The 12,194-nt window shown below is 45.4% G+C and carries 13 protein-coding genes; all 13 read right to left on the reverse strand.

Annotated features, from left to right (window positions below; translation table 11 throughout):
- Positions 1 to 259 precede the first annotated feature (259 nt).
- The gene (locus ABW391_RS12025) at positions 260 to 1,141 is read right to left on the reverse strand and encodes a porin (RefSeq protein ID WP_353482115.1); all 882 of its coding nucleotides are present in this window, start codon (positions 1,139 to 1,141) and stop codon (positions 260 to 262) included.
- A 71-nt stretch (positions 1,142 to 1,212) separates the two neighbouring features.
- Positions 1,213 to 3,138: a hypothetical protein gene (locus tag ABW391_RS12030; RefSeq protein ID WP_353482116.1), complete on the reverse strand. Its 1,926-nt coding sequence runs from the start codon at positions 3,136 to 3,138 to the stop codon at positions 1,213 to 1,215.
- A complete protein-coding gene (locus tag ABW391_RS12035) occupies positions 3,138 to 3,425 on the reverse strand; it encodes a PAAR domain-containing protein (protein ID WP_353482157.1) in 288 nt (95 codons plus the stop codon). Before ABW391_RS12035 ends, ABW391_RS12030 begins: the two co-directional genes overlap by 1 nt.
- Positions 3,400 to 3,594, reverse strand: coding sequence for a hypothetical protein (locus tag ABW391_RS12040; RefSeq protein ID WP_353482117.1), 195 nt, complete (start codon positions 3,592 to 3,594; stop codon positions 3,400 to 3,402). Before ABW391_RS12040 ends, ABW391_RS12035 begins: the two co-directional genes overlap by 26 nt.
- Before the next feature lie 52 nt (positions 3,595 to 3,646).
- Positions 3,647 to 3,946 carry a hypothetical protein gene (locus ABW391_RS12045; protein ID WP_353482118.1) on the reverse strand — a complete coding sequence of 100 codons (300 nt, stop codon included), beginning with the start codon at positions 3,944 to 3,946 and terminating at the stop codon, positions 3,647 to 3,649.
- Positions 3,943 to 4,167, reverse strand: coding sequence for a glutaredoxin (locus ABW391_RS12050; protein ID WP_353482119.1), 225 nt, complete (start codon positions 4,165 to 4,167; stop codon positions 3,943 to 3,945). The genes ABW391_RS12045 and ABW391_RS12050 overlap by 4 nt, the downstream gene beginning before the upstream one ends.
- Positions 4,168 to 4,175: 8 nt before the next feature.
- A complete protein-coding gene (locus tag ABW391_RS12055) occupies positions 4,176 to 5,276 on the reverse strand; it encodes a ribonucleotide-diphosphate reductase subunit beta (RefSeq protein ID WP_353482120.1) in 1,101 nt (366 codons plus the stop codon).
- 15 nt (positions 5,277 to 5,291) lie between these two features.
- Positions 5,292 to 5,927, reverse strand: coding sequence for a hypothetical protein (locus tag ABW391_RS12060; protein WP_353482121.1), 636 nt, complete (start codon positions 5,925 to 5,927; stop codon positions 5,292 to 5,294).
- A 15-nt stretch (positions 5,928 to 5,942) separates the two neighbouring features.
- A complete protein-coding gene (gene nrdA, locus ABW391_RS12065) occupies positions 5,943 to 8,261 on the reverse strand; it encodes a class 1a ribonucleoside-diphosphate reductase subunit alpha (RefSeq protein ID WP_353482122.1) in 2,319 nt (772 codons plus the stop codon).
- A gap of 2 nt (positions 8,262 to 8,263) precedes the next feature.
- Positions 8,264 to 8,689, reverse strand: coding sequence for a hypothetical protein (locus ABW391_RS12070; RefSeq protein ID WP_353482123.1), 426 nt, complete (start codon positions 8,687 to 8,689; stop codon positions 8,264 to 8,266).
- A gap of 6 nt (positions 8,690 to 8,695) precedes the next feature.
- Positions 8,696 to 10,297: a glycosyl hydrolase family 28-related protein gene (locus tag ABW391_RS12075; RefSeq protein WP_353482124.1), complete on the reverse strand. Its 1,602-nt coding sequence runs from the start codon at positions 10,295 to 10,297 to the stop codon at positions 8,696 to 8,698.
- Positions 10,298 to 10,321: 24 nt separating this feature from the next.
- Positions 10,322 to 11,032, reverse strand: a complete 711-nt coding sequence (locus ABW391_RS12080) for a hypothetical protein (protein ID WP_353482125.1) — start codon at positions 11,030 to 11,032, stop codon at positions 10,322 to 10,324.
- Positions 11,029 to 12,183 carry a hypothetical protein gene (locus ABW391_RS12085; RefSeq protein ID WP_353482126.1) on the reverse strand — a complete coding sequence of 385 codons (1,155 nt, stop codon included), beginning with the start codon at positions 12,181 to 12,183 and terminating at the stop codon, positions 11,029 to 11,031. The genes ABW391_RS12080 and ABW391_RS12085 overlap by 4 nt, the downstream gene beginning before the upstream one ends.
- Between the last annotated feature and the right edge of the window lie 11 nt (positions 12,184 to 12,194).

Genomic DNA, 12,194 nt, shown 5'->3' on the forward strand with positions numbered 1-12,194 from the left:
GCTCCTGTTTTGCTCTATGTGTGTATTATAGCATTTCGGGCAATATTGGTCAACCAGCCCAAAACAACCAACCACACAATCCATTCTACCACTGTAAATTTGCTGCGATAATAGCACAGCAACATCTTTCGTTTGAACTTTTCATAACGGGAGGCGGCTGGTTGCATGTGTGTATTATAGCAGCAAGGGCCGTATTGGGCAACCAAAAGAAAACCCGCCGAAGCGGGTTTTTGTTGTAGTGCGTTATACAGTGCGGAGTTTAGAAGTTGACTTCTAGGCCAGCACCAAATTTCTGTACATTGGTTGCGGAGTCTTCTTTGACATAACGTGCATGAACCAGAGTGTTCTTGCTGAGTGCATAAGATGCACCAACGTTGTAGGCCTTGACAGTGTCGTTCTCACCGTAGCCAGCCATCAAGGTCACTGCACCCATGGCCTGGTTAACACCAACTGATTTACCAGTAGTTGCTGCTCCAGATACTTTGTCTTCGGAATACATTGCAAATACTTTTGTACCGGATGCCAGAGCTAATCTAGCACCAATCACACCCGAGTGGCTGTTGGTACCAGTGATCAAGCGAGCAGCAGTTGCACTCACAGGACCCACAGTGTATTCAACACTGCTGGCTTGTGATTCTGTAGTGCCGCCTGCAACTTCACCATTGGCAATTGCATACATGGCAGAGAGTCCGGCCACTGGCTTGGCAGTTACAAACACTGCATTTTGCAAACGTGAACCTTGTGCAGCATGGATAACTGCTGTGCTAGAACCAAAAGCATTTCCCATGGCGTCATAGTTGTCAAGTGTACGAGCAATGGTGTGTTTGTCACGACCCAGAGCCACGGAACCCAACTTGTTAGACAAGCCAACAATGGCAGTGCGGTCACCCAGTGTGGTTGCAGCAGGAGCGTCAGCACCGTAGCCAGTTTCAATCACGACACCAGCAGTGATGCCGCCAGCAAGTGCTTCTGTGGCCTTGATACCGAAACGGCTGGAATCGTTTGTCAACGCGGTCACACCTTCGGCAGTGCCGGTCTTGGTGTTTTCTTGGTACACACGAGCTTTACCGTAAACGGTAGCGTCAGCTTGTGCTAGGGAGGCGGCCAATGCTAGGGCCATTACTAAAGCATATTTCTTCATGAGGTTTTTCCTTAAAATTAATTTTTGTGCTATTCACACTAGTTACTTAGCGGAGTGTAATTCAGTCACTGTTATTTTACCACTAGATTAGCTGCTTCTGCATCAGTATAAGTGGATGGTATGAGATTTGCCTGCGGAATCACGCCCGCATACTCGCTGGGTATAGCAGTATCTTGACCAATTCCTACTCCGTTTAGCACCAAGAGATTGCGCCCTTCTCTCAGGCAGGCCACAATGGCTTGGCCGCCTTGTGTGGCAAGATCAGCCACTGTTTCGATAAATTGTGCAGGACCATCAGCTTCTGTGTTGGTTCCATAGCCGGGAAGACTTTGCACAAAACTCATGATTGGACCGCGACCCGATGCATCAAGATTGGGAATGTCTATACTAGCTAGAGCAAGATTGGTATTTTCTGAAACCAATTTTGCTCCCATTGTGTTGAAGTCAGAATTCAAAACGCTCGATTGTGTGGGATATGACGCGGATATGTTAGAAACCTGCGAGGTGGCATTGGCTATCAATTGTTGCAATGCAGAATCAGCATCAGCATATGTTCCAGCACCTGTGCCTGCGGGAATAGTAACTGGTCCAATAATAGCATTACCGTATACTCCGTTGACAGTATTTTGCATTCTGCCATAGGTGTCGGTCAACCCGGTCAGGATACCTGCACTAGTCATACTGTTGATTGTGGTTGTGACATTGCTGAGTACACTGGTGTAGTTGACACCGACCGCAGCCCCAAGAAGATCAGTAATCACCAGTGTTCCGTCAGGTCCAGTACCAGTGGCGTATGCACTGGAATAAAATGCAGCCACACTGGCAGGCACAGCCTGTTGCAGTGCAGATATGGATGGCAGGTCTCTAGTGGTCTGCATGTCAACAAATGCTGCGGCCAGTTGAGGCAACACAAGATTGTTTATATTTTTTATTTGTTGTAGTCCAACTTGTATGGCCTTGCAGGCCAGAGCCTGATCTGCTGGTATGATTCTAGCAAGTCTTTCGTAACTGATTATATTTAGAGTTCCCAGTGTCAACACATATCTTGGCAAGTAAATCAACAATTTTGAATTCACTGTACCTTGTGTGTTATCGTAGATGGCTCGCAACACCGATGTGGTGTCTTGATTGTAGGTGCGAACTGTGAGACTGGTAAGACTGTTGGGGAATATTTTTGCAGGATTCAAAAGGTCTGCCATGTTGTTTATATTCTTGGTAGTCACACCAAAAATAGCCAACACTTGTTCTAGATCAGTGCCTGTGACATTCAACATGCCTAGGTATGCCAGATGTTGCACACTGTCACTCGCATTGACATTGGGATCGGTAAGATTACCAATACTGGCTTCGTCAAGTCCGGCTTGAATCAAGATAGATCGAATGTTTGCTGTGAGGTTGGTCAGGGTGAGCAATTGCCGTAACAGTGCTGCCGGAGAACCAAAATTACCAAGATTGTCAAGATCAATCAATTGTCCCAGTGCTGCTAGGTCTAGACCAAATGTTCTCATGGCCAAGGTGGTGTCGCTGAGATTGCCAGTGATAAGACTGTTCATTGTGGTAAACGTTGATCCCAGATAGGTCTGACTGTTCACGCTGGTGTTGATAAATTCATTGGCAGTGGTTACATAACCTTGTGCTGCACCAAACACCTGCGCAAAAATAGCAACACTGCCGTTGCCAAGATAGCTGGTGCCTTGAGAAGTGATTATGCCAGTAAATCCAGCTGTGGAATTTGTGCCTAGAGACGCATAAGCACTGGGAGTGTTGTCGGCTAGTGCAGGCACAGTGTTTGCACAAAATGTAAACATGCTGGTCAGGGTATTTCCACTGATGTTGGCAGCAGCACTGTTGCCCACAGTGTTAAAAAATGGTGTCAGTAGCGATGTGTTGGTGTAGGCTGTTACCGCTGCGGTCCAGGTGTTGGCAACGGCTAGACCACCGTTGTTGCTCAACGTGGCTCCAGCAATCATCTGTAATGGTGTTAATATACTAGCCATTATGCTGCAAACACATTGTCACTGCCTTGAGCAACTGATGTGCAGCTGGCCAAGGGATCGCCTACTCTGGCTGCAGGTATACCATTTACAAAAACCGTTCTACTGCCCTGTGCAATTGGTGCAACGTGGCCACGACAAGGATTGCCTGGACGTAGATGCACAGTACTAGTGTCCCCTACTCGGGCTGCTGGTCTATTGTTGATAAACACATCTTTACTGCCAACGGCAATGGTGTATCCACTACAATGTGTAACTCCTCGGTCACCTTTTCTCGCTGCTGCGGGCATGTTCAATCTCCATAAGTTTTAAAAATCGACCGTGCCATTGTGCAATTTCATTGTGTTCCTCACTGGTGTGTGGTTCAGGTGGGATTTCAGGCAGAAATTCTATCACATGATCTAGATCGTCAGGGATATCTTTGTATTGGTCATACACAAAAAGCTCCGTGCCTTTCATGATTACAAATCTATGCCCCATACTGTATTTATGGATGTGAAATACTGGGCTGTTAACCCATTATCAATTTCTTTTCTGGTACCCGAATTCCAGTCAATGCTTCAATGTACTTCATCTTGACTGCATCATCTGTTAGTGCGTAGATTGCCACGTTGTTGATGTTTAGTTTGACTGGCTCATCTGCATCAGCAGTAAACATGCTGGGTACTAGTCCCAGGCCCTGGGGACCAGGTGCCACGCTGACCGGTGCACTGATTTCCAGCCAGTCTCCGTCGGCCCGTGTTAGTTTGGCAATGAGTTCTTCGCCTGAGTTCAATTTAAAAGTTACTGTGCTGCCTTCAAGATGTTTCATTCTGTCAATTTCTTTCTAAGTTCTGTAAATCCACCCACAAGTTCTTGATCCAAAAAGATCTGTGGTAATGTTCGAGCAGTTGGTACTGCTTCTAGTAGTTGTTCACGTGTCCAGTTCTGGCTCACGTTGCGTTCTTCATATTCAATGCCCTTTGATTCCAACAGTGCTTTTGCTTGAACGCAGTAAGGACAAGAGTCTTTTGACCACACAATTGCTTTCATTTGTTTCCTTATAAGTTGGGTAATAGATCGTAGTCCAACTGATCACTCATGACTCCGATAACATAGTTAGTGCTTTCAGACTCTTGCAGTGCAGTTTGTTTGTTTGATGTGTTCACATGTTTGTTGAACCAAGGAATGGGTGTGCTTCGAGGTGCAGGTTCCTGATACTTGATACCAATTTCCTTGAGTGCGCCCACGGCTGTGTAGTCCACAAAGTCTTTGAGAATGTTGGCGTTGAGTCCAATCACAGGTCCCTTGTTGAACAGGTAGTCTGCCCATGACTTTTCTTCACGGATCACGTCCAGATACAACTCATACACTTCGGCTTCGCACTCGACCTTGGCAGCAGCAAAGCGTGGATCTTCCTTGACCACTTGGTTGATCATGTAAGCAGTCCATTCCTTGTGCAGGATCTCGTCTTGTAGGATCAGGCTGATGATGTTGCCATTGCCCATGAAGATCTTGTTCTCTACCATGGCCAGGCTGGTGGCAAATGATACCATGAACCTGAATGCTTCCAGTGCATAGCTGGCATGCAAGGCCATGTAGATTGCTCTCACATGTTCTACTTCTTCCACAGGTTGGCCTAGTTCTTTAGCACAGTTGATTCTGTGTAGGTCATCATAGTATTTGCCCACACTGCTTGCCATGTCAATGATCTGTTGTGTGTCGTGGATGGTGTTGAACACATCCTTGGGCACATTGTAGATGTTGCGAATGATGTGACTGTAGCTTTTTGAATGAATGTTGGTTTCAAAGAATGTCCAGTTGTAGACCAATGCTTCTAGTTCTGGCAATGATACCACCGGCATGAAGATCTGACTGGGTCCACGACCTTGCAGGCTGTCCAAGGCTGTTTGACGTAGCAGGTTGCTGGTAAAGATATGCTTGACTGTTTCGCTAGCATCCTTGAAGTCATTTGAATCTTTGGTCAGGCTGACTTCTTCAGGTTGCCAAAAAAAGCCACGTGCTGTGGCTTCATAGTCTGCAATCTTTTTGTACTTGACTTCTTCAAAGCGTTGGATTGTAACAGGACCAGCAGGGTCCAGAAACATCTTGCGATTGAGATAGTCTGTTCGTGTTGTTAGGTTGTATTGTTGTTTTGACATTTTAATAATTCTCTGTTAGTCATTTTTTTCTTCAATGGTGTAAAACCAATCATCTCCTGCGGTCCACTTGCGTGTGCCATCTACTGTCCATAAATTTTGTGCGGCTTTAAAGTCTGGGAATTTGGTCACACCCGCAATCAAGCTCTGATCGTACCACAAGCATCGGTTGTTGGGTTGACAGGCAAACTGTCCATTTTCCAAACGCATAAAGTTAAAGCTCTTGTGTTCTTCGGCAACTTCAGTAAAGCCTGTGTCCACATCCATACCGTCGGCACAGAAGTCCACAGTGAACAGGTAGGTGCCGTAGTGCCATTCTCGATCTTTGCCCAGGAACTTAACGCCTAGATTACGCAGACCTATTTTTTCAATAATAGTAAAACGATAGCCCATGCAGTCCCAAAGTTGTAGAGTGTCAATGGGCAACGTGCCTGTGTAGTTTTCTTGCCACACATAGGCATGTATAGGCAGTTTGTCGTAGAGTGCTCCGTAATTGGGCAACAGACTTTCGATACGAAATACCTGTCCTCTCAGGGCTTTGATACTGACCCAGATGGCAGGTTCTAATTCTCCGTGACCCTTTTCAAAGTTGTAGAGGAATTCTCTTTTGATCCAACACTTGATGGGTGGTAATGATCCTACTATGTAACTCATTTGATATTTTCCTTGTTAAAGTTTACAGGCCAAACAATCCTCCTCACTCTCGTCAAAGTCAATCACTTCTAAAGGAGCATCTTCTGTGACGTTCTTGCTGCCTGTTTTGTTGATTAGGCTGTAGTAAAAAGTCTTTAGACCCCAGTGGTGTGACTGCATCAAGTTGCGAGCGATCAAGGTGGTTGGAACCTTACGGTCTGCAAAGTGTGCAGGATTGTAAAATGTGTTGGTACTAATACTCTGATCCACATAGGCAGCAATCACAGCCGCTGTCTTTAGATAGCCGTCGCAGTCTTTCTGTTCCCACATCAGCTGATATCGGTTCTTGAGTTTGTGATATTCTGGAACCACCTGTGTCAAACTGCCGGCTTTGGATTCTTTCACACTGATCAAGCTCATGGGCATTTCAATACCATTGGTTGAGTTGATTACCACACTACTGGATTCCACAGGAGCCACTGCCATTTGTGTGGCATTGCGTACTCCGTGCATTTTCATTTCTGAGCGCAGGGCTTCCCATGGCAGCTCAGGAGAGAAGTCTGCAAGTTCATTCACACCCTGAGCACGTAGTTCCCAGGGAAATGTGCCTTGGCCATAGCGTGTGTGATCACTACCGAGACACTTGCCACGTTCTCGGGCCAGCTCCACACTGGCTTCAGTTAGATAAAATGCCTGATGTTCCATCCAGGTCTTGACTTCACCTAGTGCATCCTTTTCACCATATTGCAAGCCACGCTTGGCGTGCCAGTATGCAAGGTTGGTGAGGCCAATTCCGAGCGGTCTGATTTCATCGTTGCTTAGTTTTGATTGAATTGATAAGAAATCTTGATAGTCCAATATATTATTGAGGCTTCTATGTAAAATGCGACAAGCGCGGCGCATATCTTCAGGGTTACGAAAGGCTCCCCAATTAATAGAACCAAGAGTGCATAAAGCGATGCGGCCATCAGCATCATCGAGGCGCTTAAAAGACTTAGTAGGTAAAAGTATTTCACAGCAAAGGTTACTCTGGTAAATGGTATGATACTCAGGATCAAATGGACCCTGCTTCATCACGTTGTCAATGAACACAAGATAGATACGGCCGGTGTCTGTGCGCTCTTTCAAGATGCCGCCCTTGAACACTTCTTCTGCACTCATGGTCTTGGTACGCAAGTCTTTGCGCTTTTCGTATTTGACATACAGTTCTTCAAACAGTTCAGTGTTGCTGTAGAATGCTTCGTACAGGTCTGGAACTTGATTGGGATCAAAAAATGTTATGTTTTCTTTGTTCTTGAATCGTCTCCAGAAGAAAGCACTTAGTACCACTCCATAGTCCATGTGTCTGACACGAGTTTCTTCTGTGCCTTGATTGTTCTTGAGCACAATAAGATCATCAAACTGATGATGCCAGATGGGATAGAACACTGTGGCTGATGCATTGCGAATGCCACCTTGACTACATGAACGCAGGTCGCCGAACCACTTCTTCAAGAACGGTATCATACCTGTGTGCATAATCTCACCACCACGGATGGGACTGCCCAGTGGACGTAGTCGTCCAATCTCTAGACCAATGCCTGCACGTTTGCTGGCATACTTGGCCATCATTTCGCCCGAAGCAAATATACTATCGAGGTCGTCATCGCTGCGTATAAGGACGCAACTCGAAAATTGTTTAGTAGGAGTCCCCAGCCCAGCCAAAACAGGAGTAGCAAGAGTAAAAAGACCATCACTTGCTGCATTGTAATATTCTTTGATATAGCGCATTCTCGCCGAGTTCGGTTCTTCTGAGTGAAATACAGTAGCGGCCGCGACCATGTATCTAATTTGTGGAGTTTCATAAGTTTGTCCTGTTGAACGATTTTTTACCAGATATTTTTCAATCAGCTGCTCAATGGCTGCATAGCTGTATTGTTCATCCTTGGCATGATCCAGCATGTCATTCATGCGGTTCCAGTCTGCTTCAGTGTACCACTCTAATAACTCGGGTGTGTACAGGCCTGTGGCCACATTGGTCTTCACAATGTCATACAGATGAGGAGGCGTGTAGGCGCCATAAACGTCTTTTCTCAACATACTAAGTCGTTGCTTGCCGGCCACAAACTGATAGTTGGTGTGTCCAACTCCAGGATTTGATTCTACATCAATCAAGTCAACAATGGCTCTGAGTGTGATACCATCAATTTCTCTGGTGGTAATGCCATCATAAAAATGCAATTGTGCCTTGATTTCTACCATGCTTTGACTAACGTCTGCAATGCCTGCGCATACTTTTGCAATCTGTGTCTGCCATTTTTCCAACGCTAGCGGCTCACGAAGGCCGTTGCGCTTTTGTACTGTGATTGTTTTCATTATTATTTAATTTGTTGTTTTATTTCTTGTAGCGAAACACTATGATGAACCTTGTAAGGTCCTGGGCTGATATTTAACACTTGTTCCGGCCCCCAATTCAATATATATTTCTTTTGGGCAACCAGGACTAAATTGTCACTATCGGTGTCTACCAAGTGAGAATCCTGCATTTCTGAATGGTCCAGCATAGCTATAGTATACATGATTCCTAGCCCGCGAGCAAGACCGCAGTACATGTTGTCGCTCAATAGTTGCCAGGGATCTGGCCAAGTGGGCTGATCATCCCAGTGCAAATGGTAAGCACGCCATGGAGCGCAAAACCACCAGGCGTTGATCAGATGCAGGGCTGATTCAGAATCAACCTGTGCGGCTTGAGCTCGGAGTTGTGACCAACTGTCAAGCCGTTGAGCAAAAGTGGGTAGCCACATCGCTTTTTATGCCAGGTGTGTTATTGAATATTGAATAGTACCGGCATTACCGGTATTGGTGGTGGATGCAGTCCAAGATACCACACTGGCTGTTTCGCTCACAGCAAATGTCACGCCCGGACCTGTGCCATTGTTTACACTGGTATCTTGTCCAGTTAATCCTGTGCCCGAGCTAGTGGTGCCTGCCACAATAAAATACACTCCGGTTTGAATGTCAACTGTTCTCACAATGGTATAATTGATTTGCACTGCACGAACTTTGGTAGCATCAAATGTGGTTATAACTTGACCAGCAGTGTTGTTGACCAAGGTCAGTGCTTGTCCTGTTTCTCTTACATAGGTACCTTGTTTGATTTGGTCAGCACTTTCATATGCAAGATTAACTCCGTGATTTATGTTGATTCGTGGATAGGTGGTGGCATAAACAGCAGTGCGTTCAAACATGTCACCTATGCTGACATTTTGTTCACCAAGAAAGTTGATTACTGCGGTGGCTGGACTTGTGGTTCCGTTGAAATGATTACCAACGTCATAGAACACATTGTAACCTGACGCATTAAGTCCAGTGTTGGCAGCAATCTTGATACCTTCAGCATAGACATTATCAAAGCTGTTGCCCAGGATGCGGAATCCTGTGGGGCCACCATTCACCGGAGCAGGGTCACCCAACAGCACACCTTGATACAATGTGTCAAATTGACTTTCAGTTACCACGCATCCTTGCGTCTCATTGGCAGTGTTGAATGCCCAGGTGGTACCTGTAAAGCTGCATCTACGGAACGTGATGTTGTTGCAGATCAAACTTAGAGTTGAGTCGAATCGCACACATGCCATGTCGTCGGCATCTGTGGTCAGATCAGCCTGCACTAGAGGTCCGCTGAAACCAACGTCGGTGAATGTACAAAAACTAGCATCCTGCACCAGGAAAACATCTGTGGTTTCCAACGAACGGAATCCTAGAGATGCAATTTCAATATTGGTAGGTGCCGTAGCACCATTGTTTCCAATATTCACACCTATCTGTTGTAGGCTGTCGCCAAACCGTGCCACGTATTCACTCAAGGTACTTGTAGGGCTTGACGTGTCCAGCGTGATAACACTAGAGTTTGCACCTTCGCCATAGAGTCTGGCATAAGGTGGAATCACAATTGATTCAGTAACCAAGTAAACGCCGGCTGGGAAGAACAACGAACGGCGAATTTGTGGATTGATTTCCCTACAGAACAACTGATACAATGCACGATTGATTGCTTCTGTATCGTCTGTAACGCCATCGCCTACTGCACCAAAATCCAGGACGCTGGCAAATTGATCCAACCAGTTTTGCAAACTCAAACTGACTGGACTGCCTGATGTAGCACCAGTTTGCACAGTGTATCCGGCAGCAGCACCTTGATAGGTGTATGCTCCATTTACCAACAGCAAATCTGAGAACTCTGTGAGAACTTCAGTATTGCCAACAACTGGAGCACCATCTTGAAGGGTGCCATTGCCGATGTATAATTTGCGTTCGTCAATGGCCCAGCCCAATTCTGCACCGGCCAATTGCGGCAGATTTTCTGCTAGACCTTTACGGTTTGTGATGCGACTAACTTGTACAATTGCCATATAAATCCTGATTCTGTGCTGTATTTAGCGTGTGGCGTAGTACTGTTCAACTCGCTTCATCCACTCATTGGTCCAGTGTACAAATTCTGCGCCTTCAATCACGTACTCAGTATATACGGGCTTGCCTAAGCTACCATCAGCCAGCACATCGGGCTGTTGAGCCATCAAAATAACGCCGCAGTCAATGGCGGTACCGTGGGTTTTGTTGTGTGCTGCTGCATACGCTGCCAATTGCACAAAATAATCATCAATCCATTCACGTTTTTTGGGCCGGTTGGTCTGTTTGAAATCCATGATAGCGGGCCGATTTTTCCACACACCCAAACAGTCTGTGGTGCCAGCATATAACCCACTATAATAAACAGGAACTTCTGCACCCCAGAATTCATTCACATGACACAAGCCTTGCAGAATAACTTCTGCGGCCATGAACCAGCTAGGATGTGCAAAAGGATTGCCGGGCAAGGGCTTCATGTCGTCATTCAACATGTAGTGCTCAAGGTACGCATGCATTCGGGTGCCACGGTTGGCTGCTTCTGTGGTAATTTCTTGTGCTTTTTGTTCGCCAACTCGTTTACGCCAGTTGGCCAAGACCTGACGCTTTTCTTCACTCTTGGTTCGATCCAGGATTGTGGTCACGCTAGGCACCTTGCTGCCGTCAGGCAAACAGTAGTGTCTTTTGCCGTCTATGGTTTCTCTATTGATGGGTGTGTAGTTATACCGTTTGACTATCATTGAGTTATCAAGTTGTTGAGTATATTTTGGATTTTCCAATACACTGTTGCTTTAGGAACAAATTCAAGATCTGACGTTGCATGTTTAAAATTGTGATCGCAAATAGATTGCAATTGATCTAACACTTGTTGTTGATCCATGGTACATAATTTTTTGACCTGATCAAATGCAGCCGTCCAACGTTGCTGATCATCTTCAATGTCATCGTAGCTTTCGTCAATTATACTATCGAATGTTTTAAAACCTTCATCTCGAATGAATTTCAGCATACCTTTTCCGGCAAACATCACAAACAACCTGCGACCGAGTAGGGCTTTGGCTGTTTTTTCTGTCAGCATATGAATACCATTTTCACATCCTGTTTCGCAAACAATACTATATGCAGTTCTGTTGAATAATTCTGTGGGCAGTATACAAGGCATTTGAACCAACATCCCGCGATATCTTATGTGTTGATTTAATCTTAGATAATCCATGTCGGGCAAAGGTTCAAAATCTGGTGCCCAGATAAATTCTAATCCTTGGTGCATCGGGACGGTTAGCGCATCTCCGGGCATGGGGCCCAGTACATGAACTATCTTGTGTTCAAGATTGTGTTGTTCAATTTGTTCTGCTACGAATGTACGATGGGGTTTTCGTGTTCCTAGCATTGCATCAAAATATTTAGGCTTTGGTGCATATGGCGTTAGTTTATCTCTCAATGCATCAGGAAAGTTTTTATAAAGTTCGGCAACTCTCCAGATATGATACTGCCATGGAATAACCTTGTTACTGTGCTCATCTACTGTTCCTGCCATGATCCAGTATAAATTGTCAAGGTCTTGAAACTCTAATTCTGTTATCATTGCCGGTACAAGTACTTCAGTTTCAATGGTAAAGACCAAATTGCTTATCTGGCTTAACAGTATAATTTTATCTTTTTCTCGTTGGTTGACTTGTGCAGGTGTAAGTTCGCCAGGTGATCTATGATCAACAACATTGAATGCTATTTTAATAGCAGCGGACGATTGCTGATATTGATCTATGTCTGTGTATATGTTGCATGGCAGCCAAAAGTTGAAATATTTAGGCCAGCATGGCAAGGCTTTCCAACCTCCTACAAAGACAGGAGATTCTGCGTGGTATGCATCTTGTATGTATATAGAAATCATTAGGTATTGTC

It is taken from the genome of Haliscomenobacter sp. (genome assembly GCF_040403615.1).
Lineage (GTDB): Bacteria > Bacteroidota > Bacteroidia > Chitinophagales > Saprospiraceae > Haliscomenobacter.